The sequence below is a fragment of the Pseudoclavibacter sp. Marseille-Q434 genome (assembly GCF_050315415.1).
In the GTDB taxonomy this organism is placed as follows: Bacteria; Actinomycetota; Actinomycetes; order Actinomycetales; family Microbacteriaceae; genus Pseudoclavibacter.
On sequence record NZ_JBNPQH010000001.1, the window covers coordinates 48,375 to 72,944 of the forward strand.

Genomic DNA, 24,570 nt, shown 5'->3' on the forward strand with positions numbered 1-24,570 from the left:
GCTCGGAGGGGGCGTCCTGCTGATCGGCCGCCCAGCGGTCCGCGTCGTCTCGGGATGGGAAGCTTCCTCTCTTGCCGGAAGTTTCCCGCAACGAAGCGAGGCCGCCATCCCGAGACCTCGACGCCGCGGCGCGCGACCGAGTCCGGCGGCGCACGACGAGACCCCGACCTGGGCGCCCGAGGGTGCGAGCGTGAGGAGTCGGGCTCAGACCTTGCGGAGGAGGACGCTGCGCACGGTGTGGTCGCTCGCCTTCCGAAGCACGAGCTGCGCGCGGGAGCGGGTCGGCATGACGTTCTCCCGCAGATTCGGGCCGTTGATGCGCGACCAGATGCTGCGGGCATGCTCGAGGGCCTCATCGGTGCTGAGATCGGCGAAGCGCCGGAAGTACGACCTCGGGTTCGTGAACGCGCCGCGCTGCAGCGAGAGGAAGCGCTGCTCGTACCAGCGGGCGATGTCTTCGGAGCGCGCGTCGACGTAGATGGAGAAGTCGAACATGTCGCTCACGGCGAGCGAGTGAGCGCGCGGGGGCTGGAGCACGTTGAGCCCCTCGACGATGAGGACATCCGGCTGATTCACGACGATCTCGGCGTCGGGGACGATGTCGTAGCTCAGGTGCGAGTAGAACGGCGCGCGAGCCTCAGCCGCACCGCTCTTCACCTTCGTGATGAACCGCAGCAGCGCCCGCTGGTCGTACGACTCCGGGAAGCCCTTGCGTTCCATGAGGCCGCGGCGTTCGAGCTCCGCGTTGGGGTAGAGGAAGCCGTCCGTGGTGACGAGCTCGACGCGGGGCGTGTCCTCCCAGCGGCGCAGGAGCTCGCGCAGCAGGCGCGACACCGTCGACTTCCCGACGGCCACCGACCCGGCGACGCCGATGACGAACGGGGTGGATGCGCTGCGCTCGCCGAGGAAGCCGCTGGTCGCCCGGTGCAGGGAACGGGCGTTCGAGACGTACAGGTTGATGAGGCGGGAGAGCGGCACGTAGACGTCCCGGACCTCGTCGAGATCAAGGTGGTCCCCGAGGCCGCGGAGCCGGATGAGGTCGGATTCGTCGAGCGTCATCGGGGTGGATGGTGCCAGGTCGGCCCAGTCCTGGCGGAGGATCTCGACGAAGGGCGAGTCTCCTCCGCTGCGCGGAATCTGACCAGTTGCGGACATAGAACGCGAGTCTAGTGCGGTGTCCGGCCCCGCATGAGCGGTGCCCCTAAGATGGCCCGTATGTGCGGAATTGTTGGTTACGTTGGTCCACGAGAGAGCCTTGACATCCTGATGGGCGGCCTCGCAAGACTCGAGTACCGGGGGTACGACTCCGCTGGTGTCGCGGTCATCGATGATGAGGGGCAGATCGAGACCCGCAAGCGTGCGGGCAAGCTGAAGGTGCTGCGTGAGGACCTGGAGCGCCACCCGCTTTCCGATGGCCACACGGGTATCGGCCACACCAGGTGGGCGACGCACGGCGGTCCGACGGACGCGAACGCGCATCCGCACCTCGCCGATGACGGCAAGCTGGCCGTCATTCACAACGGGATCATCGAGAACTTCGCCGAGCTGAAGGCCGAGCTCGTCGAGCTGGGCTACACCTTCCAGTCGGAGACCGATACGGAGGTCGCGGCCGTCATGATCGGCCACGTCTATCGCGAGGTCGGCAGCCTCGAGCAGGCCTTCCGCGCCGTGGTCCGCCGCCTCGACGGAGCGTTCACGCTCCTCGCCGTGCACGCGAACGAGCCCGGACTCGTCGTCGGAGCGCGTCTCAACTCGCCGCTGGTCATCGGCCTCGGCGATGGAGAGAACTTCCTCGGCTCCGACGTCGCCGCCTTCGTCGAGTACACGCCGCGCGCACTGGCCGTCGGTCAGGAGCAGATCGTGCTCGTGCGACCGGATTCGGTTGAGATCACGACGTTCGATGGCGAGCCCGCCACGGCAGAGGCGTTCGAGGTGTCGTGGGACGCGTCAGCCGCCGAGAAGGGTGGCTGGCCGAGCTTCATGGCCAAGGAGATCGACGAGGACCCGGAGGCCGTCGCGAACACGCTGCGCGGTCGCATCGTCGAGGGTCGAGTGGCGCTGCCGGATCTCGATGCGCTCGGGGACGACTTCTTCAACGACATCCACCGCATCATCATCGTCGCGTGCGGAACGGCCGCATACTCGGCGCAGGTCGGCGCGTACGCCATGGAGAAGTGGGCCAGAGTACCCGTGCAGGTCGAGCTCGCCCACGAGTTCCGCTACCGCGACCCTGTCCTCGACTCCCGCACCCTCATCGTCTCGATGAGCCAGTCGGGCGAGACCATGGACACGCTCATGGCGGTTCGCTACGCCATGTCCCGAGGAGCGAAGACGCTCTCGATCTGCAACACGCAGGGCGCGACGATCCCGCGCGAGTCCGACGCGGTCGTCTACACGCACGCGGGACCCGAGGTCGCGGTCGCATCGACCAAGGCGTTCCTCGCCCAGATCACCGCGCTCTACCTGCTCGGCATCTACACGGCCACCGTGCGCGGCACGATGACCGACGAGCGCCGCGAGGAGCTCCTCACGGAGTTCCAGACGATCCCCGAGAAGGTGCGCACGGTCCTCGGCGTTCGGGAACGCATCCACGAGCTCGCGAACTGGATGGCCGACACCCGTTCAGTGCTGTACCTGGGCCGCAACGTGGGCTACCCGATCGCGCTCGAGGGCGCGCTCAAGCTCAAGGAGATCGCGTACATCCACGCGGAGGGCTTCGCGGCGGGCGAGCTCAAGCACGGCCCGATCGCGCTCATCGAACCTGGGCAGCCCGTCTTCGTCATCGTGCCGAGCCCTCGCCACGACGACACGCTGCACCCGAAGATCGTCTCGAACATCCAGGAGATCCGCGCCCGCGGCGCCCGGGTGCTCGCGATCTGCGAGGTCGGCGACGCGGCCGTGCTGCCGTACGCCGACGAGGTCATCGCGGTTCCGCCGACAGAGCCCTTCTTCGAGCCGCTCCTCGCGGTCGTGCCGCTGCAGATCTTCGCGATCGAGCTGGCGACGGCGAAGGGCCTCGACGTCGACCAGCCTCGCAACCTGGCGAAGTCCGTCACCGTCGAGTAGTCGAGCGTGATCGTCGGTATCGGAGTGGACACTGTGGAGCTCGCGCGGTTCGCGCGGGCCCTGCAGCGGGCGCCGCGCTTGCGTGAACGACTCTTCACTCCCGCTGAGCGGGAGCGGTCTGTGGCGTCACTCGGCGCACGGTTCGCGGCTCGCGAGGCGGCCGTGAAGGCGCTCGGCGGGATCGGGTCGCTCAGCTTCCTCGACTTCGAGGTGGAGAGCGGTCCCGCGGGTCGACCCGAGTTCGCGGTGACCCCCGCGCTCCGCGCGCATCTCGACGCCGTGGGTGTCGACCACCTGCACCTCTCGCTCACCCATGAGCGCACGACGGCGACCGCGTTTGTCATCGCCGAGCGGGCTGTCGGCGCTGGAGCCGGCGCGTGACCGGGGCCCGCATCGACGTCGACCTCGATGCCATCCGGGCGAACGTGCGCGCGGTCGCCGAGCTCACCGGCACGCCCCTCCTCGCCGTCGTCAAGGCGAACGCCTATGGGCACGGGGCGTCCGACGTAGCGCGGGCCGCACTCGAGGGCGGAGCGGAGCGCCTCGGCGTCGTCGACCTCGCTGAGGCGTTCGCGCTCCGGGCGGCTGGCATCACCGCGCCCATCCTCGCTTGGATGCACGGGGCTCGCACTGATTGGCTCGCGGCGCTGGGCGCCGAGATCGAGCTGGGCATCTCCTCGCTCGCCCAGCTTGAACTCCTGGACATCGGTCTTGGTCGCCTCGAGCACTCGGATCGCTCCGTGGTGGTGCATCTCAAGCTCGACACCGGCCTCGGGCGCAACGGGATCAGTGTGCTCGAGTGGGAAGCCGCGTTCACGAAGGCGGCCGAGCTCGAGCAACGAGGCATCATCCGGCTCGACGGGCTCTTCAGCCACCTCGCGGGTGCGGGCCACGCGGCTGACGTCGCCCAGCTCACCTCGTTCGAGCGTGCGCTTGATCTCGCGGAACGCTGCGGGCTGACTCCGTCGATCCGGCATCTGGCCGCGACGGCGGGCTCGATGACGTTGCCGGAGGCGCGCTTGGACCTCGTGCGCCTCGGCGTCTCGCTGTACGGGCTCTCGCCGTTCTCCGCGGACGCCGACTGTCCCGTGGCCCTGCGACCGGCGCTCGCGCTGAGCGCTCCGATCCGCGAAGACCAACGAGGTTTTCGAGTCGACGTCGGGCATGCAGCCGGGCTGCCCCCGGTTGCACCGGGTTCGCTGCTCTTCACGGACGACGCGGGGGCCGGCTGGCGCCTGGCATCGATCGAGGCCCTGGAGCTTCGCATCGAGCCGGTCGACGCTGACGTCGCCCCGTCCGAGCAGACAGCCGCGCGTGACGAGCAGCCTCGCCTGCTGGTCATCGACGCGGATCGCTCTGCGAGCGCCGACGACTGGGCGGCCGCGGCGGGCACCATCAACTACGAGGTCGTCACCCGGCTCAGTGCGCGCATCCCGCGCCGCCCGTCCGCACTCGGCGGCGCAGCACCGGACGACGCTGCGGGCTTCCCGGCGCGGACCGACGGTCTCGCGCCGCGGCGGGAGCTCACCGTCGACGTCGAGCTGCTGCGCACGCGCATGGGCGAGCGAGCACGCGGCCTCGCGAAGGCGCTCGCCGATGGGACGGGAGCTCGCCAGGCGGCTCGGATGTTCAGCGTCGACGTCTCGGCGGACGCGTACGGGCTCGGCGCGCGACTCGTCGCCGGTCTTGCCCTCGAACACGGCCTGCTCCCGCTCGTCGCGACCACGGCGGAGCTCGCGCACATCGGGGAGTCGGCACGAAGCAGCACGCTCGTCGACCACGAGCGCACGAGGGACGCCGGCACCCGCGCGGTCTACGGCTTCGACGGGCTGGGAGCGCACGCGGCGGTCTCTCTCGCGAGCGAGCTCGTGCACGTCAAGCGTGTCGCGGCAGGGCACGGCGTCTCCTACGGCTACGACTGGGTCGCCGAGGAGTCCACCATCCTGGGGCTTGTCCCACTCGGCTACGCCGACGCCATTCCCCGTCGGGTCGCAGGCCGGGCCGAGGTGGTCGTCGGTGGCCGGCGGCGACCGATCGTCGGACGCGTGGCCATGGACCAGGTGGTCATCGATCTCCAGGATCAGGAGGCGTGGATCGGCATGCCGGTCTCCGTCTTCGGCTCGGGCCCTCAGGACATCCGCCTCGATGAATGGGCCGCATGGTCTGGCGTCGAACCCAGGGCCTTCGTGGCGGCGCTGGGCCCCCGCGTCGTGCGCCGGGAACTCCAGGGGGAAGGAATGGGGGCGGCAGATGGGAGCTGAGATGGCACCGAGTGCCGTCGTCGGTCTCGCCACGGCTGACGACATGGTTCGGGCCGGCGAGATCATCGGCGGCCAGCTGGTGGCAGGCGACGTCCTCGTGCTCACCGGCCCACTGGGCGCAGGCAAGACGACGTTCGCGCGCGGACTCGGCTCGGCACTCGGGGTCCGTGGACCGGTCACGAGTCCGACCTTCGTGCTCGCCCGCACCCATCCGTCGCTCGTGGGCGGGCCCGAGCTCATCCACGTCGACGCCTACCGCCTCGGGCACCCCGCGGAGCTCGACGACCTCGGACTCGATCTGGCTGCGAGCGTGACCGTCGTCGAGTGGGGGCGGGATGCGGTGCCGCTGGTCGCCGATCGCTGGCTGGAGCTCACCATCGACCGCTCGACGGCGTCGTTCCGTGCGGTGCCAGAGGCTGAACGGGCCCTGTGGGGTGGGGGTCACGATGATGATGACGCGGACGACGAGCCGCTCGACCCACGCCGTCTGACCTTGAGCGTCCACGGGGTGTGGGACCGTCCCGTCGGCGAGTCGCTCGGGCGCGCGCTGCGCACCGAGTTCGGCGCGTCCCCCGCGTAGAATCGATCGCATGCTCTTAGCGATCGATACGTCAGCGGGCACGGATGTCGCGATCGTCACCCCGCACGGTCGCGTGCTCGGTGAGCTGCGCAGCTCTGACACCCGGCACCATGCCGAGGCGGTCGGCAACGCCATCCAGACGGTGCTCGCCCAGGCGGGGCTCTCGCCCCAGCACGTCACGCAGGTGATCGGCGGGATGGGCCCCGGCCCGTTCACGGGGCTCCGTGTGGGCGTCGCTGCGGCACGCACGTTCGCGTTCGCTCGTGGTGCGCGCTTCATCCCGATGCCGAGCCACGATGCGGCCGCCCACGAGTGGCGTGCCGCGCATCCGGAGGCGAACGGCGACCTCCTCGTGTCGACGGATGCCCGGCGCGGTGAGCTCGCGTGCTCCCGCTACGAGCAGGGCCTCCTCGTGGCGAGCTCGTGCGAGCTGCACAGGCCTGACGCCGTTCCCGGTGCTGCGCACCGTTTCGACACGCGCACGATCTCGGCCGCTCACCTCGCCCTCGCCTGGCTCGACCGCGAGGTGCAGGGTCTCGAAGCCGAGCCGAACTCGATCGTCTACCTGCGTGGCGCCGATGCCGTTCCATCGAACGGCCCGAAGCGGGTGACCGGATGATGCGGGCCGTGCTTCGCGACGCGTCCCACGACGACATCCCAGCCATGGTGAGGCTCGACGAGGCGGCGTTCCCGCTCGACCCGTGGTCGCCGTCCATGCTCGCTGGCGAGGTCAAGAGCCAGCACACGAGGTATGTCGTCGTCGAGGACGCGGCTGCGGGTGAGATCCTCGCGGCCGCAGGAGTCATGGCGCTGCAGGGCGGTGGCGAGGCGGATGTGCAGACGATCGCCGTCGACGAGCGGCTCCGGCGCGGCGGGTGGGCGACGCGGATGCTGGCCGAGCTGTTCGCCTGGGCCGAGGGCCGCGGCGCGAAGCAGGTGTTCCTCGAGGTGCGCGAGAACGGTGAGGCGGCCCGGGCCCTGTACTCCGGGCTCGGCTTCGAGGAGATCGGCCGGAGGCCGAAGTACTACCCAAGAGAGGGTGTGGATGCGATCGTGATGCGCGGCCAGCTGCCAGCGGTTCGGGTGTCTGCGGAAACGCGCGTCGCGGCGGGTTCGCGACGGGAGCCGCTGGTGCTCGGCATCGAGTCGTCGTGCGACGAGACCGGCGTCGGCATCGTCCGCGGTCGCGAACTGCTCGCCAACGAGGTGGCTTCGTCTATGGATGAGCACGCCATCTTCGGTGGCGTCGTGCCGGAGATCGCCGCGCGCGCCCACGCCGATGCCATCGTGCCGACGATCGCCGCGGCCCTCGAGACAGCGGGGGTGACGCTCGATGAGCTCGATGCCATCGCCGTGACCCAGGGCCCTGGCCTCGCGGGGGCGCTCATGGTCGGTACGGCGGCGGCCAAGGCGCTGCGCGTCGCCACAGGCATCCCGCTCTACGCGGTGAACCACCTCGTCGGCCACGTCGCGGCAGACGTGCTCCGCGACGATGTCGGCCAGCTCGAGCTGCCCGCCGTCGCGCTGCTCGTCTCGGGCGGGCACACGTCTCTCCTGCACGTCCGCGACCTCGTCGATGATGTCGAGCTGCTCGGTGAGACGATCGACGACGCGGCGGGCGAGGCATTCGACAAGGTAGCGCGCCTGCTCCGCCTGCCGTACCCGGGCGGTCCGGAGATCGACAAGGCTGCCGCCGGCGGCGACCCGAGGGCGATCCGCTTCCCGCGGGGACTGACCAAGCCGAAGGACCTCGAGAAGCATCGCTACGACTTCTCGTTCTCGGGCCTCAAGACCGCTGTCGCCCGGTGGGTGGAGGCGCGGGAGGATGCAGGCGACCCCGTGCCCGTCGCCGACGTCGCCGCGAGCTTCCGGGAGGCGGTGGCCGATGTGCTCACCGCCAAAGCGGTCGCCGCCTGCACCGAACTCGGCGTGCCCCGTCTTGTTCTCGGCGGGGGAGTAGCGGCCAACGCCCGTGTGCGTGAGCTTGCCGAGGAGCGCTGCGCGGAAGCCGGGATCGAGCTGCGCATCCCACCCCTCCGTCTCTGCACGGACAACGGGGCGATGATCGCCGCGGTCGGTGCGATGCTCTTCGCCGCGGGCAAGGCGCCGGCGCCGCTCGACTTCGCCGCGGATTCGACCCTGCCGGTGGCGACGCCCCTCGGGGTGCAGGTGGGATCAGCGATGAGGGATTCAGCAGGAGGGGGAATCGCGTGACGACACCGGAGCAGCCGAAGCTGCCGCCGCGCAAACCGGTGGAGCTGCCGCCGATCGACCGCACCCCGGTCGAGGACACCAGCAACGCCGCCTACTCGGCGCTCACCCCGCGGACGACCGCAGACGGTCACCCGCCGGCGGAGGCCGGCACCGAAACCGCCGCGGTCGCGGCGTCGGCTCCGCGCGTGGAGGTCGACCCGGCCGTCGCGCATGTCCAGGCCAACGCGACCGCGTCAGCATCCGCTCCGACGACGAGATCGCCTGAGCCCGCAGGTCTGGGCCTGAGCCGGTTCGCGCTCGTCGTCTCCGCGCTGCTGTCGCTCACGGCCGGCATCGTCGCAACCGCGCTCTCGGTCGCGGTGACGCCGTCTCCGCTCTGGCCGCTGTACACCGGTGCGAGCATCGCCGCGGTCGCCGTGCTGCTGGCAGTGCTCGCGCGTCGGCATCGCGGTTGGGTCGTGGCTCTCGTGCTCGCGGCGGTCATCGCCGTCGGCTGCGTCGGCTTCGCGTTCGCCGTCGCCTGAGGCAAGCAGAGAGCCGCGGGTCGTCCTGCCTGCCGTGAAGTCATCCTGCGGGATGACGGTGCTCTGACCGCGGGGATGACGCTCCGCCAAGCCCGCGGCCGTACCGTTGGAGCATCCCAAGACGCTTTGAGAGGAGCGGACATGACCTGGTCAACACCAGAAGGCCACGGAGCGCGGATCCCCGCCCCGAATCTCAACGAACGTCCTGAAGACAGGGCCGCGGATGTGCGCCAGGACTCGCTCGATCAGCGGGGTGGCGGCGCATCCGTTCCACTCTTCTCGACCCCCGACGTCGCCTCGTCAGGCTACGATTCTGGATTCTCGACAGGCACAGCCAGCTCGACGGGGTACGGCCAGGGGTACGCGGGAAGTGGGCAGCCCATGCCCGCACAGCACCCCGCCTATCCGGTCGCCCCCTACACGCAAGCCCCATACGCCGGCCCGCGACCGCCAGTAGCCGGCACGCTCACCCTCAGCATCGTCGCGCTCTGCCTCAGCGGCGGCTCGTTCCTGGTCGCGCTGATCCCGGTGCTCCAGTTCGTGTGGTGGATGGTCGGCATCGCTGGCGTCGTGTGCGGTTTCATCGCGCTGCGCCGCGAGCCGCGAGGCCGCGCCCTCGCCGTCACCTCCATCGTGCTCGGGTTCATCTCCGTCTTCGGGCTGCTCCTCCTCATCGTCCTCGCGCTGCTCTTCTTCGGCGGTATCGGACTCCTCGGCGGCCTCAGCTCCTACTGAGCGTCAGCGACCGACCGCACCATGTGTGACGGTTCCCAGTCAAACCCTGGGAACCTAGGGTCTGACGGACGCCCGCAAGAGCACCCTCGCCTGCTCCACGCACGTGAACACCAGCCAACAACACCGCGAGAGCGGTGAACCGGAAGGAGCTCCGCAATGAGCGACAGCAACCAGGTCCCAGGAGACAAGCCCAAGCTTCCCGACGACGGGAACACGCCTCCCCAGTACGAGGCGCCCGCCGCCTACACGCCTCCCGCGGAGTCCGTGGACTACTCGGCACCCGCAGCTTCGGGAACCGACTACACGCCGCCGGCCGCGTCCGGCACGGACTCCTCGGCTCCCTCGTCCTCGGGAGGCGACTACACGCCGCCTTCGTCCTCGGGAGGCGACTACACGCCGCCTTCTGCCGCGGGCAGCCAGTACACGCCGCCAGCAGCTTCCGGGTCGGCCGCTTCCGGGTCGGCCGCTTCCGGGTCGGTGAGCTACACGCCGCCGAGCGAACCAGCTGCCGCGCCCAGTGCCGCTCCGTACTCCCAGGCGCCCTCAGCAGGACAGGCGCCCGCGTACGGGTCCGCGCCTGGACAGGGACAGGGACAGGGACAGCCGCAGGGCTACGGCGCCACGCAGGGCTATGCGACTCCCGGCTACCCGACGCAGTCGGCGACGCCGAAGCGCACGCTCAGCATCGTCGGACTCTCCCTAGGTGGAGTCGGCGTCCTGCTCGGGCTCCTCGGCCAGTTCTACCTCGGGCTCCCGCTCGGTGTCGCAGGCCTCATCTGCGCGATCATGGCGAAGAAGCGCGAACCGCAGGCCGGAGCGATCCGCACCTGGGGCTTCTGGGTCTCGATCGCCGCGATCGTCATCTCGGCCATCGTCGGCATCATTTTTATTGCCGGCGCTGCGCTGTTCCTGAACGAGATGTCGGGATACGGATACTGATCACCAGCTGACAGAACCGGCAGGAGTGCGGGCGGAAGTCTCCGCCCGCACTCTAAGCTTGAACAGCACCTGCAGCCTTGTCGACGACTGAGAAGGACACCATGTCTGACCCGAACGGCCCCCAGTACCCTCAGCAGCCTCACCAGGGCGGGCAGCCCCACAATGGTCAGCCCCAGAACGGGCAGGCGCCGTATGGCCAGCAACCATACGACCAGTCCCAGCAGTATGGGCAGGCCCAGCCGGGAGGGCAGCAGTTCGGCCAGCAGCCTGGCGGCTACGGTCAGCAGCCAGGCTATGGCCAAGGCGACGGCGGCTACGGTCAGCAGCAGCCCGGGTACCCGGGCTACGAGCAGCAGGCGCCGTCTGCCCAGCAGGCTCCAGCGCAGCAGGCCTACGGCGCACCCCAGCACGACCAGTACGGGCAGCCGCAGTTCGGTGCTCCGGCGCAACAGGGGCAGTACGGCCAGCCGCAGTACGGCGCGCCGCAGCAGGGACAGTTCGGTTCCGCTCAGCAGGCGCAGTACGGCCAGCAGCCCGGTCAGCAGTTCGGTGGACAGGGCTACGGGCAGCAGCCGAAGGCGCCAGCGCCCGTGCTCGGCATCATCGCGGTCGCACTCGGCGCGCTCTCGCTTCTTCTCCTCCTGCTCCCGGGGTGGGCCTACATCGTCTCGCTCGTCTTCGGCCTCGGAGCCGTCGGGCTCGGTATCGCCGGGCTCCGTGCGCCCAAGGGCCTCGGGCGCACGCTCGGGATCGTGGGCCTCATCACCGGTGGACTGGCCGTGCTGGTCGCCCTCGCGACGCTCATCGTCGTCCTGACCGTCTGAGGTCCTGTCCGTCAGCTCAGGCGATCGGCGAGGATCGCGACTCGCTTGTCGCCGATCCTGGTGAGGATCAGCACGGCGGAGCTGGCTCCCTTGAGCGCCAGCCTGCGCCGGAACTCCGCGGGGTCGATGTCGACGCCGCGCTTCTTGATCTCGAGCACGCCGATATCGCGCTTCCGCAGTTCGCTCTTCAGCGATGACACATGCAGGGGGAGCACCTCGCGGACCGAGAAGGCGCTCGCGAACGGGGAGGGCGCGAAGGTGTCCGCCGTCATCCACGCGATGCTCTCGGAGATCATGGTGGCCTCGAGCGACCGCGCGAGGTCGCCGATGAGGCGGGCACGGATGATCGCCGGGTCGGGTTCGTAGAGCACGGCCCCGAGCTCGCCGACCTCGGCATCGTGCACGTCCTCGCTGCTGGTGAGCTCGGTCGCCCCCCGCTTGCCGATGACCATCGCCGACCGGCGGATGCCCGCGCGCGCCGCGTCGTGCATCCACACCGTCGCCTCGACGAGGTCGCCGCCAGACGACACCCACTGGGTCTCGGCATCCGCCGGCAGGTACGAGTGGTCGATGCCAGGACCGAGCTTGACGCCTGTAGGGCGCTCGCGGCCAGCCGCGAACACGAAGTCGAGCGCCGGGCTCCAATCAGAGGGGTCGAAGTGCCGCGCGGTGCTTCCGCCGCTGGTCGTTCGCCGAGCCGGGTCGAACCAGAGCGCGTCGAAGCGGCCGAGGTCGACCTCCTCCGCCCTGCCGTGCTTGACCTCGGCGTTGGGGAACGGTGCGAGGTTGTGCGCCGCGATCGCCGCCGTGACCTCGTCGAGGTCGTAGGCGGTCACCTCGAGCCCGAGCGAGGCGAACGCCATCGAGTCGGCGCCGATGCCGCAGCCCAGGTCGGCGACGCTGACCGCGCCCGCTTGACGGAACCGGTCTGCGTGGTGGGCCGCGACCTGCAGCCTGGTCGCCTGCTGCAACCCGGCGTCGGTGAAGAGCATTCGCTCGGCGAAGGGCCCGAACTTGGCGAGCGCGCGACGCCGCAGCTTCGCCTGCGTCACCACGGCGGCGACGGTCGCGGGCGATCCGCCGGCGGCGCGGAGCCTGGTCACGAGCGCGAGCGCGTCTGCGGACGACGCGACGGCCGGGGCGTCGTCGAGCAGCGTCATCGCCTCGGGCGTGAGGAGGGCCAGGAGTTCGTCGCGCTGCACGTTCACTACGCTACCGGCGTACGCCCGAAGACGGCGCCGCGTTGCAACCCTCGCCGGATCGCCCCTACACTCGGAGTTAGCACTCTCATGGGGAGGGTGCTAATTCTGAACTTCCTATCGCTGAGAAAGAGGTCAACCGTGTCGGTGAACATTCAGCCGCTCGAGGATCGCATCGTCATCAAGCAGGTCGAGGCCGAGCAGACCACGGCTTCGGGTCTTGTGATTCCGGACACCGCCAAGGAGAAGCCCCAGGAGGGCGAAGTCGTCGCAGTCGGCCCCGGCCGCATCGACGACAACGGCAACCGCGTGCCGCTCGACCTCGTGGTCGGCGACAAGGTCATCTACTCCAAGTACGGCGGAACCGAGGTCAAGTACGGCGGCGAAGAGCTGCTCGTGCTCTCGGCTCGCGACATCCTCGCGAAGATCGTCTAGTCTCCAGCTCCACTGAGACTGCCAGGTCCTTCGGGACTGACTGGCTCGCAATGGCGTCCACCTCCGGGTGGGCGCCATTCGTGCATCCGGAGGCCGGCTCGGGCGTACGATCGCGAGGTGACGGAATCTCCTCGGTCCGGCCTCTGGCTGGCGTTCAGCGCGTACGCGCTCTGGGGGTTCATGCCCCTCTACGTCGTGGCGACCGCTCCGACGACACCTGTCGAGCTCATCGCGTGGCGCATCATCCTGAGTGTCGTGTTCTGCCTGCTCGGCGTGCTCGTCATGCGTGCATGGCGTCCGTTCCGGGAACTCATCTCGAAGAAGCGGGTCGTGCTCGGCCTCGGCGTGGCCGGGGTCCTGGTCTCCGCGAACTGGCTCTTCTACGTGCAGGCCGTCGCAACCGGGCACACGCTGGATGCCGCGCTCGGCTACTTCCTGAACCCGATCGTGTCAGTTGCGCTCGGTCTCGTCTTCCTCCGCGAGAGGCTGCGCCCGCTGCAGTGGGTTGCGGTGGGCCTCTCGCTCGTCGCCGTCCTCGTCATCTCGCTCGGCTACGGCCGCATCCCCTGGCTCGGCCTCGGCGTCGCCATGACGTTTGGACTGTACGGGCTCGTGAAGAAGCGGGTCGGTGTGCAGGCGGACGCGCTGAGCGGGCTCGCCGTCGAGACGACCCTGATCCTCCCCATCGGAGCGATCTGCCTCGTCTGGACGATCCTGTTCGGCGGAGGGATCACGTTCGGGACGGTGTCGGCGGTGAACACGGGCGTCCTCCTCTTCGCCGGCGTGGTGACGAGCGTGCCGCTGCTCCTCTTCGCCGCGGCGGCCAGACGTCTTCGCCTCATCGAGCTCGGACTGATGCAGTACATCGCGCCGATCCTGCAGTTCGTGCTCGCCGTCGCGGTCTTCTCGGAGCCCATGCCGCTGGAGCGGTGGATCGGGTTCGCGATCGTCTGGGTCGCGCTCATCCTCTTCACGATCGACCTCGTCCGGACGGCTAGACTTGGCGCCAGGATTCCCTCGGTGGCTGACCAGCTCGGTCCGCCGACACGGGGCTGAGGCCCGAGGGCCGCGGAGTGGGACGTCCCGGGAATGCGTCCGCGGTTCGCGCTGTTCCACCACCACTGAGCTGTTTCCCCACACACGCGGATGCCGCCGAGCGGCGCATCCCAGATACCTCCTGGAGCGTAATGACCGAGTCGGACCCCTTTGGCTTCACCGGATTGACCTACGACGATGTGCTGCTGCTCCCGGGGCACACCGACGTCATCCCGTCTGAGGTCGACACGACGACGCAGCTGACGCGCGGCATCACCTTGCGCGTCCCGCTCGTGTCGGCGGCGATGGACACGGTCACGGAGGCTCGCATGGCGATCGCCATGGCGCGCCAGGGCGGCATGGGCATCCTGCACCGCAACCTGTCGATCGACGACCAGGTCGAGATGGTCGATCGAGTCAAGCGGTCCGAGTCCGGGATGGTCACGAACCCGGTCACGACGACGCCGAACGCGACCGTCGCGGAGGTCGACGAGATCTGCGGGCAGTACCGCGTCTCCGGCCTCCCCGTGGTCGACGAGGTCACCGGCAAGCTCGTCGGCATCATCTCGAACCGCGACATGCGCTTCGTCCCGGAGTCCGAGAAACGTTCGACGCGCGTGCACGAGGTCATGACCGGTGAGGGGCTCGTGACGGCGCCCGTCGGCATCTCGGGCGACGACGCCTACAAGCTCCTCGGCAAGCACCGCATCGAGAAGCTCCCGCTCATCGACGACGAGGGCAAGCTCGCCGGGCTCATCACGGTGAAGGACTTCGACAAGAGCGACAAGTACCCGAACGCCACGAAGGACGACGCCGGGCGACTGCGCGTCGGAGCCGCGATCGGCTTCTTCGGCGACGGCTGGGAGCGCGCCGAGCGCCTCGTGGCGGCCGGGGTCGACGTGCTCGTCGTCGACACGGCCAACGGCCAGTCCGCGGGCGTGCTCGACATGATCCGGCGCCTCAAGAGCGACCCGGTCATCGGGCACGTGCAGGTCGTGGGCGGCAACGTCGCGACGCGCGAGGGCGCGCAGGCACTCGTGGATGCGGGTGCTGACGCGGTCAAGGTCGGTGTCGGTCCCGGCTCCATCTGCACCACGCGCATCGTCGCCGGCGTCGGCGTGCCGCAGATCACGGCCGTCTACGAGGCGTCGCTCGCCGCGACTCCCGCGGGCGTGCCGGTCATCGCGGACGGCGGACTGCAGTACTCCGGTGAGATCGCGAAGGCGCTCGTCGCTGGCGCGTCGGCCGTCATGGTGGGTTCGCTGCTCGCTGGCACGGACGAGTCGCCCGGTGATCTCATCTTCGTCAACGGCAAGCAGTTCAAGAGCTACCGCGGCATGGGCTCGCTCGGCGCCCTGCAGTCGCGCGGCGAGCGCACGTCGTACTCCAAGGACCGCTACTTCCAGGCGGACGTCCCGAGCGACGACGAGCTCATCGCGGAGGGCATCGAGGGCAAGGTCGCGTACCGCGGCTCCATCCGCCAGTCGGTGTTCCAGCTCACGGGTGGCCTACGCCAGTCGATGTTCTACGTCGGCGCTCGCACGGTGGCCGAGCTCAAGGCGAAGGGGCGCTTCGTGCGCATCACGCCTGCGGGGCTGAAGGAGTCGCACCCGCACGACGTGCAGATGGTGTCGGAAGCGCCGAACTACCGTCGCTAGCTGTCGCAGCGGCGTGGCGCGTCGGGGTCTCCCCGCCGCCGCGCCGCAGCAGCGGGCACGGGGGAGGGCTAGGCTAGGCAGGTGACTGAGATCGAGATCGGCCGCGCAAAGCGAGCCCGCCGCGTGTACTCCTTCGACGATGTGGCGATCGTGCCATCGCGGCGAACCCGTGACCCGGAGGATGTCTCCATCACGTGGAAGATCGACGCGTTCACGTTCGACATCCCGCTCATCGCAGCTCCCATGGACTCGGTCATGTCGCCCGAGACGGCGATCGGCTTCGGCAAGCTCGGCGGCCTCGGCGTGCTCGACCTCGAGGGCCTGTGGACTCGCTACGACGACCCGGCCCCGCTGCTCGCGCAGATCGCGGATCTGCCTGCCAAGCAGGCGACCGCCAAGCTCCAGGAGATCTACCGCGAGCCCGTCAAGGGCACGCTCATCAAGGAGCGCCTGCAGCAGATTCGCGAGGCCGGTGTGCCCGCGGCAGGTGCGCTCTCCCCGCAGCGCACGCAGCAGTTCATGAACGATGTGCTCGAGGCAGGCACCGACCTCTTCGTCATCCGCGGTACGACCGTGTCTGCCGAGCACGTCTCGCACAACCAGGAGCCCCTGAACCTCAAGCAGTTCATCTACGAGCTCGACGTGCCCGTCATCGTCGGCGGGGCCGCGACGTACACGGCCGCCCTGCACCTCATGCGCACGGGCGCCGCCGGCGTGCTCGTCGGCTTCGGCGGCGGAGCGGCGTCGACCACGCGTCGCGTGCTCGGCATCCACGCCCCCATGGCGACGGCCATCGCCGACGTCGCGGGTGCTCGACGCGACTACCTCGACGAGTCGGGCGGACGCTACGTGCACGTCATCGCGGACGGCGGCATCGGCACGTCCGGTGACCTCGTGAAGGCCATCGCCTCCGGCGCCGACGCGGTCATGATCGGCGCGGCGCTCGCACGTGCGACGGATGCGCCTGGCCGCGGCTGGCACTGGGGTGCCGAGGCGCGCCACGAGAAGCTCCCGCGCGGAAACCGCGTGCAGGTCGGGCAGGTGGCTCCCATGGCGGAGATCGTCGCGGGCCCCGCTGACAGCGCCGACGGCATCTCGAACCTCACGGGAGCCCTCCGCCACTCGATGGCGACGACCGGCTACTCGGGACTCAAGGAGTTCCAGCGCGCCGAGATGGTCGTCGCCCCCTACACGCCTACGGCCTAGCCGGAGCCGCGGTCGGGCCGGCTGACGGCTCGGTCAAAGGTTGAGCGTTCAGACTTCCCCTACAAGCAGCAACTGAGAACGAGGAGCAGGTTATGGCGAACAGCGTCTCTCGAAGCGACAAGCTCGGCCCGCAGGAACGTGCTGCGGCGATCGAGTCCCTCAAGACCAAGAACCTCGACGTGCTCGTCGTCGGCGGCGGCGTTGTCGGTGCGGGTGCCGCACTCGATGCCGTCACCCGAGGCCTCAGCGTCGGCATGGTCGAGGCGCGCGACTTCGCCTCCGGCACATCGAGCCGTTCGTCGAAGCTCATCCACGGCGGCATCCGGTACCTCGAGCAGATGAACTTCGGCCTCGTGCGCGAAGCGCTGCTCGAGCGCGGTCTGCTCCTGCAGCGCCTCGCCCCGCACCTCGTGAAGCCCATCCGCTTCCTCTACCCGCTGAAGAACCCGCTGGAGCGCTTCTACATCGGCGCCGGCATGCTCATGTACGACCTCTTCGCGAAGACCGGAGAGGTCAAGCCGGGCGTGCCCATGCATCGCCACTACACGCGCAGCCAGGTCGCGAAGATGTCTCCCGGGCTGTCCAAGAACTCGTTCTCGGGCGGGCTCACCTACTACGACGCGGGCGTCGACGACGCGCGGTTCGTCGCGGTCCTCGCCCGCACGGCGTCCTTCTACGGCGCCCACGTCGCGCCGCGCGTGCGAGTCGAAGGCTTCCTCAAGGTCGGCCAGCGCGTCGTCGGCGCCCAGGTCGTCGACCTCGAGACCGGCGAGCGCTTCGAGATCCGTGCGAAGCAGGTCGTGAACGCCACCGGAGTCTGGACCGACGACACCAACAAGATGGTCGGCGAGCGCGCCTCCTTCCGGGTCCGCGCCTCCAAGGGCGTCCACCTCGTCGTGCCCCGCGACCGTTTCCAGTCGGCGTCCGGCCTCCTCCTCCGCACGGAGAAGAGCGTGCTGTTCGTCATCCCGAACGGTCGCCACTGGATCATCGGCACGACGGACACCGACTGGAAGCTCGACAAGGCGCACCCCGCCGCGACGGCCGCCGACATCGACTACATCCTCAAGCACGTCAACGAGGTCCTCGCGGTGAAGCTCACCCGAGCCGACGTCGAGGGCGTCTACGCGGGCCTTCGGCCGCTGCTGTCCGGCGAGTCGGACGAGACCTCGAAGCTCTCCCGCGAGCACATGGTTGCGCACTCCGTGCCCGGCCTCGTGCTCATCGCCGGTGGCAAGTACACGACCTACCGCATCATGGCGAAGGACGCGATCGACGCGGCAGCGGATGCGCTCGACGGCAAGATCCCCGCCTCCACCACCAAGGACATCCCGCTGCTCGGCGCCGTCGGCTACAAGGCCGCCTGGAACCGACGCGGCAAGATCGCCCGAGCCTTCGGCCTGCACCGCGTGCGCATCGAGCACCTCCTCAACCGCTACGGAACGCTCACGGACGAGATCCTCGACCTCATCCGTCAGAACCCGAAGCTGGCGGAGCCCATGCCCGGTGCCGACGACTACCTGCAGGCGGAGATCACGTACGCGGCGACCCACGAAGGTGCCCTGCACCTCGACGACGTGCTCGCGCGCCGCACCCGCATCTCCATCGAGGCGTGGGACCGAGGCATCTCGGCGGCTCCGGTCGCCGCGCGCCTCATGGCGGACGCCCTCGGGTGGGACGAGGAGCGCACGCAGCGCGAGATCGACACCTACGTCGAGCGAGTGGCGGCAGAGATCGCGAGCCAGGAGCAGCCCGACGACGAGTCAGCCGACCGCATCCGCCTCGAAGCTCCCGACATCGACTCGGTCCTCGGCCACGCCGGTGACAACACGCCCTTCGGAACTGCTCCGGCTCTGCCGATGATCGAGGTCGACGAGACTGCAGACGTCGAGGCCGCGACGGTCAAGGCCGAGTCGAAGGATGCCCAGAAGTCCTGATGTCCGAAGCTGCCAGCGCTCATCCCGCGCCGCCGTCGATGGGTCGAGTGCTCGTGCGCCCCAAGTGGTTGGGCGTGCTTGCCCTCGCACTCGTCGTCGCGTCGGTCTTCGCGTGGCTCGGGCGCTGGCAGCTGGAATCCGCGTTCCTCTCACTGGAGCACGGCAGGACCGTCGCCCAGGAATCGACGCGGCCGCCCGTGGGTCTCGGAGAGCTGGCGCAGCCGCAGCAGCGGGTTGCTGATGCGGCCGTCGGCCGGCAGGTCACGTTCGCCGGTGTCGTGGATGCCCGCGATTTCGATGTCGTCGCCGAACGACTCCAAGGGGAGCGGCTCGGCTACTGGGTGATCGGGCACGTGGCGGTCACGGATGACGAGGCCGGCGGGTCCGGTGCGGCTGAGGTGGCCCCGGGGCTTGCGGTCGCGGTCGGGTGGACGGAGGATGCGGCTTCGGCGACCGAGCTGGCGACGAGGCTGCAGGCCTCGGCGGGCGATGGAGAGCTCGAGCTCTCCGGCAGGCTCGAGTACGGGCAGGCGCCGCAGGTCAATCGCGGTGACGACGCGCAGGCGCTCACCGCCATGGCGCCCACGCACCTCATCAACCGCTGGGCAGAGCCGGCCGCGCAGAACTACGGCATCTACGTGAGCCTCGACGAGCCCTCGATGCTGGCGGTTCTCGGTCCAGCTTCTGGCAGCGGGGAGCTCGAGGCCATCACGCCCCAGGCCCTCGAGGCTCCACAGCTCAACTGGCTGAATATCTTCTACGCCATCGAGTGGGCGCTCTTCGCCGGGTTCGCGATCTTCATGTGGTGGCGGCTCGCCCGCGACGAGTACGAGAAGGGGCGCCGTGAGGCGGCCGAGGCGCCGAGCGTGCTCGCCGAGCAGCTCAAACGCGACCGGCTCAAGGCCATGCTCGACGAGCGAACGAAGGGCGAGGCCCTTCGCCTAGACTAGAGGCCATGCCTCACGACGCCCTCCTGAACGCCAACCCCGGTTTCCGACGGGCGCTCCGCTTCTATCAGGTGACGGCGTACGTGACCGGCATCCTCCTGCTCTTGCTGTGCATCGAGATGTTCCTCAAGTACGCCTTCCACCTCGAGGTCGAGGCGTTCGGCCCGTTCGGGGTCATCGCGCTGGTCCAGGAGGGCACGACGACCGCGCTCAACCTGAGCCTGTGGGTGCTCATCGTGCACGGCTGGTTCTACGTCGTGTACCTCGTCGCCTCCTATGTGCTCTGGCAGCAGATGCGCTGGCCCATCGTCTGGCTCCTCGCCATGGCGGCTGGCGGTGTCGTGCCGTTCCTGTCGTTCGTCACCGAGTGGTTCATGTCGCGACGAGCGAAGCGCGACCTCGTGCTGCGAGAAGAACAGCGACTCGCCGCCGCCGGTGAGGAGCAAAAGCTCCGCGACTTCGAGGCGAGCCTGAGCGAGTCGGAACGCGAGCAGCTCGAGAGCGATGTGCAGCAGTCACTCGCCGAGCACCAGCGCCGCGCGAACTGACGCGCCAACTTTCCCAGCCGCACTCTCCGCACCACCCGAAAGGTGTCCATGGCAACCACCGACCCGCAGGCCACAGCTCCGCAGCAGTCGACAGATCAGCGCCCAGTGCTCGTCGTCGACTTCGGCGCGCAGTACGCCCAGCTCATCGCTCGGCGCGTTCGCGAGGCGAGCGTCTACTCCGAGATCGTGCCGCACACCATCTCGGCCGAGGAGGTGGCCGCGAAGAACCCCGTCGGCATCATCCTCTCGGGCGGCCCCTCCAGCGTGTACGCCGAGGCGGCTCCGTCGCTCGACTCGGGCATCCTCGACCTCGGAGTGCCGACGCTCGGCATCTGCTACGGCTTCCAGGTCATGGCGACGCAGCTCGGTGGCGAGGTCGCGAAGACCGGTCGTCGTGAGTACGGTTCCACCGCGGTGAAGCTCGCAGGCGGCGAGTCGAGCCTGCTCGACGGTCAGCCAGACGACCAGACGGTGTGGATGAGCCACGGCGACTCGGTCGCCCGCGCGCCCGAGGGCTTCACGGTGCTCGCCACGACGGAGGACACCCCCGTGGCGGCGTTCCAGAACACTGAGCGGGGCCTCTACGGGGTGCAGTGGCACCCCGAGGTGCTGCACTCCGAGCACGGTCAGGCGCTCCTCGAGGGTTTCCTGCACCGAGCCGCCGGCATTCCCAGCGACTGGACCCCCGCGTCGGTGATCGACGAGCAGGTCGCACGTATCCGCGAGCAGATCGGCGACGCCAAGGTCATCTGCGGCCTCTCCGGTGGTGTCGACTCCGCCGTCGCCGCCGCCCTCGTCTACAAGGCCGTCGGCGACCAGCTCACGTGCGTGTTCGTCGACCACGGCCTGCTCCGTCAGGACGAGCGCCGTCAGGTCGAGGAGGACTTCGTCGACGCGATCGGCGTGCGCCTCGTGACGGTGGATGCACGCGAGCAGTTCCTCACGGCACTCGCGGGCATCACCGACCCGGAGGACAAGCGCAAGACCATCGGCCGCGAGTTCATCCGCAGCTTCGAGCAGGCCGAGGTCGACCTCATCAAGGAAGCGCAGGAGTCGGGGGAGCGCATCCGCTTCCTCGTCCAGGGAACGCTCTACCCGGACGTCGTCGAGTCCGGCGGCGGCACCGGCACGGCCAACATCAAGAGCCACCACAACGTGGGCGGCCTGCCGGAGGACATGCAGTTCGAGCTGGTCGAGCCGTTGCGGACACTCTTCAAGGACGAGGTCCGCGCTGTCGGCCGCGAGCTCGGAGTTCCGGAGCCCATCGTCGCTCGCCAGCCGTTCCCTGGCCCGGGGCTCGGCATCCGCATCATCGGCGAGGTCACGCAGGAGCGGCTCGATCTGCTGCGCGAGGCCGATGCGATCGTGCGCCAGGAGTTGACCGCGGCTGGGCTCGACACGGAGATCTGGCAGTGCCCGGTCGTGCTGCTCGCCGACGTCCGCTCGGTGGGCGTTCAGGGTGACGGTCGCACCTACGGGCACCCCATCGTGCTGCGTCCCGTCTCCAGCGAGGACGCCATGACGGCCGACTGGACGCGTCTGCCCTACGATCTGCTCGCGCGCATCTCGAACCGCATCACGAACGAGGTCGACGACGTGAACCGCGTGGTGCTCGACGTGACGTCGAAGCCGCCGGGAACCATCGAGTGGGAGTAGTCCTCGGCGAAAGCTGAGCCGAGCGGGGATGCACACTGTGCATCCCCGTTCGTGCATTCTGTGCCAGATCAGGTGAAATCTGAGCAGAAGCGCGACACCAGCGTTCCGGAGCTCGCGGCGCGGCGGCGGTCGACCGGTGTCCGGGTGTAACGCCCCGGGCAAATGTGCCCGGACATAAATGCCTGGTTGGGGTGATCAAAACCGAGGAGGCGAAAGGTTTTCGGTTTCCGAGCCAGGGATTCCGGATTTCCGAGCCGGGAACCTCGGGTGCCCGGACGGGAGAAAACGCCTGTTTGGTGGGCGAATCGTGGCTAGTGATGCTCGTTGGGTGGTGGCATGGTTGAGGGGTTCCCAGATGTGCAACTTCACCTCCCCGCTCAGAGAGTTCGCGACATGGCACCACGTTTCCCAGCAGACCCGCTTCCCCAGGTACCCGCCGACACAGGGCTGATCTCGACGCCCCAGGGCGAGGACTCGACCTCAGGTCATCTCGTCGACCACGAGCTGCTGCAGGACGCCGCGGGTCAGCTCCTCGAGGCGGACCCCGAACACGGGCTCTCCGTCGAATACCAGGGCCAGTGGGCGTCAGTGCGGCCAGGCGAGCGCATCGAGATCGGGCGCGACGCCGACATCCGCCTCGACGCGAACCCGTTCCTGCACCGCAAGCTGCTCCGCATCGCCGCGAAGGACGGGCTCTGGTTCGTGTCCAACATCGGGACCCGGATGACGCTCAGCGTCGTCGACGGTTCGGGGCGCGTCCAGGGGCGGTTGCTGCCAGGCGCGCACCTTCCGATCGTCTTCGAACGCACGAGCATCCACTTCTCCGCCGGCGAGCGCCAGTACGAGGTCAAGGTGCACGCCGCCTCACCGGTGTACATGGATCTGCCGGGCGGCCCCGGCTCAGCTCCGGAGACCGCCGGGCGCGAGCTGACGCACATCGCGCTGACCCCCGCACAGCGCCTCCTGCTGCTCGCGCTCTGCGAATCGGTCCTGCTGCGAGGCGAGCACGGCCTCGGCGACATCCCCACGAGCGCTCGCGCCGCTGAACGCCTCGGCTGGACCGTCACCGCCTTCAACCGCAAGCTCGACAACGTGTGCGAGAAGCTCGACCGAATCGGCGTGGAAGGCCTCCGCGGAGGGGCTCGCTCCTACGCCACCAACCGTCGCGCTCGACTCGTGGACTACGTCGTGCGCAACAAGCTCGTCGGCGAAGACGAGCTGTACCTGCTCGATGTCGATCCCGACGCGGGGTTCGACGACCGGACGCTGCCGGCGCGCCGGTAACGCCACGCACCGCACGTCGGACGCACGAAGGGCCGCTCCTCTCGGAGCGGCCCTTCTCACATCCCGGGGGATGTTCTGCGCTAGTTGTTGCCTCGCAGGATGGCCAGCACGCGGATGATCTCCACGTAGATGAAGACGACGGTGGAGACGAGGCTGTACGCACCGATCCAGCCGTACTTGCGGGGAGCGCCACCCTCGACGCCGTTCTTGATGAGCTCGAAGTCCATGACGAGCATGTACGCGCCCATGAGGACGGCGAAGATGCCGAGGATCACGCCGAGCGGGATACCGAAGACCTCCATGGAGCGCATGCCCCACGGGCCAGCCGCGCTCTCGAACCCGAACATCATCATGCCGAAGTTGATGAGCGAGAAGAGCGCGTAGCCGAGCATCGCGACGAGCACGATCTTCGTCATTCGGGGCGAGGTGCGGACCTTGCCGAAGCGGAACAGCACAAGCGTCACGGCGACCACGGAGAACGTCGCGAGGACGGCCTGCATGGCGATGCCCGGGAACATCCCCTCGAGGATCGAGGAGAGGCCACCGACCAGGAGGCCCTCTGCCGCGGCGAACGCGAAGATGAGGCCCGTCTTGGGCTCGCGCTGGAACGCGAGCACGAGCGAGAGCACAAGCGCGCCGATCGCGCCGACGATCATGAGCATCGGCACGAACCAGGCCACAGCAGCCGCGACGAGCACGATGCCGAAGAGGCCAGCGGTCTTCGCGATGGTGTCCTCGTAGGACATCCGCTCCATCTGGTCGGGTGTCGCGGGCGGTGCCTGGAACTGGGCGTTCAGCTGGTCGGCGGTGAGCGGCGCGGGAGGCTGCTGCCCGTAGGTCGACGCGGACGGTGCGTTGCCGTAGGAGGGAGCGGTGGGCGCCTGGCCGAACTGTTGGCCGTGCTGCCTGCGTGCCTCCCCGTTGAAGTAGGGGTTGCGTTCTAGCGCGGAATTCGCCATGGCTGTCCGTGAGTCCGTTCTGTCTCGAAGGTCAAGATGCCCGCCAGAGACGGGGTTGCCGGGATTCTAACGAAAGAGTTCGTGAATACGACTTGGAGGTGTGCGCCCTCAGCGGACGGCGGCCCTCGCCTCGTTCGTCGAGCGGGCGTCGCGGCCGGTGCCGAGCAGCAGTCGCGGCAGGAGCAGGAACGCGCCGAGCACGATAGAGGCGACGATGATGAAGGGGACCTCGGCGGTGTCGCCGATCATGAGGCGCAGCAGCATCCCGCCGCCGACGGTCACGATCCAGACGAAGACGCCGGCCGGGAACGGGCGCCAGGGCTTCCAGCGGAAGAGCGTCACGAGCACCCAGGCGAGGAGCAGGCCCAGGACGAACGGCCAGCCGGTCGTCACGATGCCCGCAAGCGAGAGGCCCTCTGCGTGGCTCATCCGCCCGATGACCGCGAACACCACGACAAGGAGGAGATCGACGATGAGGGGGAGCGCGTAGCCGCCGCCAGCGCGATAGACCGAACGTGTTCGCCGCATGACACCAACCGTACGCCTGGGTCCGGCACACTGCG

23 protein-coding genes are annotated in these 24,570 nt (G+C 69.1%); 19 read left to right on the top strand and 4 right to left on the bottom strand.

What is annotated here, in order from left to right; translation table 11 throughout:
- Positions 1 to 204: 204 nt before the first annotated feature.
- Positions 205 to 1,155 carry a type I pantothenate kinase gene (gene coaA, locus ACQFZP_RS00280; RefSeq protein WP_104254010.1) on the bottom strand — a complete coding sequence of 317 codons (951 nt, stop codon included), beginning with the start codon at positions 1,153 to 1,155 and terminating at the stop codon, positions 205 to 207.
- A 60-nt stretch (positions 1,156 to 1,215) separates the two neighbouring features.
- On the opposite strand from coaA, the gene glmS reads away from it, so the two are divergent.
- From glmS to ACQFZP_RS00330, 10 genes are all read left to right on the top strand, one after another.
- Positions 1,216 to 3,066 (top strand): glutamine--fructose-6-phosphate transaminase (isomerizing), encoded by a 1,851-nt coding sequence (gene glmS, locus ACQFZP_RS00285; RefSeq protein ID WP_104312698.1) that lies wholly within the window; start codon positions 1,216 to 1,218, stop codon positions 3,064 to 3,066.
- Between the two features lie 6 nt (positions 3,067 to 3,072).
- Complete coding sequence (locus ACQFZP_RS00290) at positions 3,073 to 3,447, top strand: holo-ACP synthase (protein ID WP_104312697.1); 375 nt, start codon at positions 3,073 to 3,075, stop codon at positions 3,445 to 3,447.
- Positions 3,444 to 5,327 carry an alanine racemase gene (locus ACQFZP_RS00295; protein ID WP_211889971.1) on the top strand — a complete coding sequence of 628 codons (1,884 nt, stop codon included), beginning with the start codon at positions 3,444 to 3,446 and terminating at the stop codon, positions 5,325 to 5,327. Before ACQFZP_RS00290 ends, ACQFZP_RS00295 begins: the two co-directional genes overlap by 4 nt.
- Before the next feature lies 1 nt (position 5,328).
- Positions 5,329 to 5,907: a tRNA (adenosine(37)-N6)-threonylcarbamoyltransferase complex ATPase subunit type 1 TsaE gene (gene tsaE / locus ACQFZP_RS00300; protein WP_104312695.1), complete on the top strand. Its 579-nt coding sequence runs from the start codon at positions 5,329 to 5,331 to the stop codon at positions 5,905 to 5,907.
- A gap of 10 nt (positions 5,908 to 5,917) precedes the next feature.
- The gene (gene tsaB, locus ACQFZP_RS00305; RefSeq protein ID WP_211889972.1) at positions 5,918 to 6,526 is read left to right on the top strand and encodes a tRNA (adenosine(37)-N6)-threonylcarbamoyltransferase complex dimerization subunit type 1 TsaB; all 609 of its coding nucleotides are present in this window, start codon (positions 5,918 to 5,920) and stop codon (positions 6,524 to 6,526) included.
- Entirely contained in the window at positions 6,526 to 8,121 is a 1,596-nt protein-coding gene (tsaD, locus tag ACQFZP_RS00310; protein WP_211890725.1) for a tRNA (adenosine(37)-N6)-threonylcarbamoyltransferase complex transferase subunit TsaD, read from the top strand. The genes tsaB and tsaD overlap by 1 nt, the downstream gene beginning before the upstream one ends.
- Complete coding sequence (locus ACQFZP_RS00315; RefSeq protein WP_104312693.1) at positions 8,118 to 8,645, top strand: hypothetical protein; 528 nt, start codon at positions 8,118 to 8,120, stop codon at positions 8,643 to 8,645. The genes tsaD and ACQFZP_RS00315 overlap by 4 nt, the downstream gene beginning before the upstream one ends.
- Before the next feature lie 141 nt (positions 8,646 to 8,786).
- A complete protein-coding gene (locus tag ACQFZP_RS00320; RefSeq protein WP_211889973.1) occupies positions 8,787 to 9,380 on the top strand; it encodes a DUF4190 domain-containing protein in 594 nt (197 codons plus the stop codon).
- 156 nt (positions 9,381 to 9,536) lie between these two features.
- On the top strand, positions 9,537 to 10,319 hold the full coding sequence (locus tag ACQFZP_RS00325) for a hypothetical protein (protein WP_211889974.1): 783 nt from the start codon (positions 9,537 to 9,539) through the stop codon (positions 10,317 to 10,319).
- A gap of 101 nt (positions 10,320 to 10,420) precedes the next feature.
- Positions 10,421 to 11,143, top strand: a complete 723-nt coding sequence (locus tag ACQFZP_RS00330; protein WP_211889975.1) for a hypothetical protein — start codon at positions 10,421 to 10,423, stop codon at positions 11,141 to 11,143.
- A gap of 11 nt (positions 11,144 to 11,154) precedes the next feature.
- Here the strand turns inward: ACQFZP_RS00330 and ACQFZP_RS00335 are convergent, their stop codons facing one another.
- Positions 11,155 to 12,345, bottom strand: coding sequence for a class I SAM-dependent methyltransferase (locus ACQFZP_RS00335; RefSeq protein WP_211889976.1), 1,191 nt, complete (start codon positions 12,343 to 12,345; stop codon positions 11,155 to 11,157).
- Positions 12,346 to 12,483: 138 nt separating this feature from the next.
- Here ACQFZP_RS00335 and groES point away from each other — a divergent pair, with 138 nt between their 5' ends.
- The 9 genes from groES (at position 12,484) to ACQFZP_RS00380 (ending at position 23,048) form a co-directional block, all read left to right on the top strand.
- Positions 12,484 to 12,777: a co-chaperone GroES gene (groES, locus tag ACQFZP_RS00340; RefSeq protein WP_068479200.1), complete on the top strand. Its 294-nt coding sequence runs from the start codon at positions 12,484 to 12,486 to the stop codon at positions 12,775 to 12,777.
- Positions 12,778 to 12,894: 117 nt separating this feature from the next.
- Complete coding sequence (gene rarD / locus ACQFZP_RS00345; protein WP_258068284.1) at positions 12,895 to 13,833, top strand: EamA family transporter RarD; 939 nt, start codon at positions 12,895 to 12,897, stop codon at positions 13,831 to 13,833.
- A gap of 131 nt (positions 13,834 to 13,964) precedes the next feature.
- Complete coding sequence (gene guaB / locus ACQFZP_RS00350) at positions 13,965 to 15,470, top strand: IMP dehydrogenase (protein WP_104312689.1); 1,506 nt, start codon at positions 13,965 to 13,967, stop codon at positions 15,468 to 15,470.
- An 81-nt stretch (positions 15,471 to 15,551) separates the two neighbouring features.
- Positions 15,552 to 16,676, top strand: a complete 1,125-nt coding sequence (locus tag ACQFZP_RS00355) for a GuaB3 family IMP dehydrogenase-related protein (RefSeq protein ID WP_104254001.1) — start codon at positions 15,552 to 15,554, stop codon at positions 16,674 to 16,676.
- 92 nt (positions 16,677 to 16,768) lie between these two features.
- Entirely contained in the window at positions 16,769 to 18,613 is a 1,845-nt protein-coding gene (locus tag ACQFZP_RS00360) for a glycerol-3-phosphate dehydrogenase/oxidase (protein WP_104312688.1), read from the top strand.
- Positions 18,613 to 19,563, top strand: a complete 951-nt coding sequence (locus tag ACQFZP_RS00365) for an SURF1 family protein (protein WP_211889977.1) — start codon at positions 18,613 to 18,615, stop codon at positions 19,561 to 19,563. The genes ACQFZP_RS00360 and ACQFZP_RS00365 overlap by 1 nt, the downstream gene beginning before the upstream one ends.
- A 5-nt stretch (positions 19,564 to 19,568) precedes the next feature.
- On the top strand, positions 19,569 to 20,108 hold the full coding sequence (locus ACQFZP_RS00370) for a DUF3817 domain-containing protein (RefSeq protein WP_104312686.1): 540 nt from the start codon (positions 19,569 to 19,571) through the stop codon (positions 20,106 to 20,108).
- A 48-nt stretch (positions 20,109 to 20,156) separates the two neighbouring features.
- Positions 20,157 to 21,764 carry a glutamine-hydrolyzing GMP synthase gene (gene guaA, locus ACQFZP_RS00375; RefSeq protein WP_179556267.1) on the top strand — a complete coding sequence of 536 codons (1,608 nt, stop codon included), beginning with the start codon at positions 20,157 to 20,159 and terminating at the stop codon, positions 21,762 to 21,764.
- Positions 21,765 to 22,157: 393 nt separating this feature from the next.
- Positions 22,158 to 23,048 (top strand): hypothetical protein, encoded by an 891-nt coding sequence (locus ACQFZP_RS00380; RefSeq protein ID WP_249311971.1) that lies wholly within the window; start codon positions 22,158 to 22,160, stop codon positions 23,046 to 23,048.
- Positions 23,049 to 23,128: 80 nt separating this feature from the next.
- On the opposite strand, the gene ACQFZP_RS00385 is transcribed toward ACQFZP_RS00380, so the two are convergent.
- Entirely contained in the window at positions 23,129 to 24,007 is an 879-nt protein-coding gene (locus ACQFZP_RS00385; protein WP_211889978.1) for a Bax inhibitor-1/YccA family protein, read from the bottom strand.
- 108 nt (positions 24,008 to 24,115) lie between these two features.
- The gene (locus tag ACQFZP_RS00390; protein ID WP_211889979.1) at positions 24,116 to 24,535 is read right to left on the bottom strand and encodes a DUF3054 domain-containing protein; all 420 of its coding nucleotides are present in this window, start codon (positions 24,533 to 24,535) and stop codon (positions 24,116 to 24,118) included.
- Between the last annotated feature and the right edge of the window lie 35 nt (positions 24,536 to 24,570).

What these genes read in the sequence shown, in the direction of transcription:
- ACQFZP_RS00385 (WP_211889978.1), bottom strand. Translation starts at nt 24,007, where the DNA reads ATGGCGAATTCCGCGCTAGAACGCAACCCCTACTTCAACGGGGAGGCA.
- ACQFZP_RS00365 (WP_211889977.1), top strand. Translation starts at nt 18,613, where the DNA reads ATGTCCGAAGCTGCCAGCGCTCATCCCGCGCCGCCGTCGATGGGTCGA.
- ACQFZP_RS00370 (WP_104312686.1), top strand. Translation starts at nt 19,569, where the DNA reads ATGCCTCACGACGCCCTCCTGAACGCCAACCCCGGTTTCCGACGGGCG.
- tsaD (WP_211890725.1), top strand. Translation starts at nt 6,526, where the DNA reads ATGCGGGCCGTGCTTCGCGACGCGTCCCACGACGACATCCCAGCCATG.
- ACQFZP_RS00330 (WP_211889975.1), top strand. Translation starts at nt 10,421, where the DNA reads ATGTCTGACCCGAACGGCCCCCAGTACCCTCAGCAGCCTCACCAGGGC.
- ACQFZP_RS00380 (WP_249311971.1), top strand. Translation starts at nt 22,158, where the DNA reads ATGGCACCACGTTTCCCAGCAGACCCGCTTCCCCAGGTACCCGCCGAC.
- ACQFZP_RS00360 (WP_104312688.1), top strand. Translation starts at nt 16,769, where the DNA reads ATGGCGAACAGCGTCTCTCGAAGCGACAAGCTCGGCCCGCAGGAACGT.
- ACQFZP_RS00325 (WP_211889974.1), top strand. Translation starts at nt 9,537, where the DNA reads ATGAGCGACAGCAACCAGGTCCCAGGAGACAAGCCCAAGCTTCCCGAC.
- ACQFZP_RS00390 (WP_211889979.1), bottom strand. Translation starts at nt 24,535, where the DNA reads ATGCGGCGAACACGTTCGGTCTATCGCGCTGGCGGCGGCTACGCGCTC.
- tsaE (WP_104312695.1), top strand. Translation starts at nt 5,329, where the DNA reads ATGGCACCGAGTGCCGTCGTCGGTCTCGCCACGGCTGACGACATGGTT.
- ACQFZP_RS00320 (WP_211889973.1), top strand. Translation starts at nt 8,787, where the DNA reads ATGACCTGGTCAACACCAGAAGGCCACGGAGCGCGGATCCCCGCCCCG.
- guaB (WP_104312689.1), top strand. Translation starts at nt 13,965, where the DNA reads ATGACCGAGTCGGACCCCTTTGGCTTCACCGGATTGACCTACGACGAT.
- tsaB (WP_211889972.1), top strand. Translation starts at nt 5,918, where the DNA reads ATGCTCTTAGCGATCGATACGTCAGCGGGCACGGATGTCGCGATCGTC.
- guaA (WP_179556267.1), top strand. Translation starts at nt 20,157, where the DNA reads ATGGCAACCACCGACCCGCAGGCCACAGCTCCGCAGCAGTCGACAGAT.
- coaA (WP_104254010.1), bottom strand. Translation starts at nt 1,155, where the DNA reads ATGTCCGCAACTGGTCAGATTCCGCGCAGCGGAGGAGACTCGCCCTTC.
- glmS (WP_104312698.1), top strand. Translation starts at nt 1,216, where the DNA reads ATGTGCGGAATTGTTGGTTACGTTGGTCCACGAGAGAGCCTTGACATC.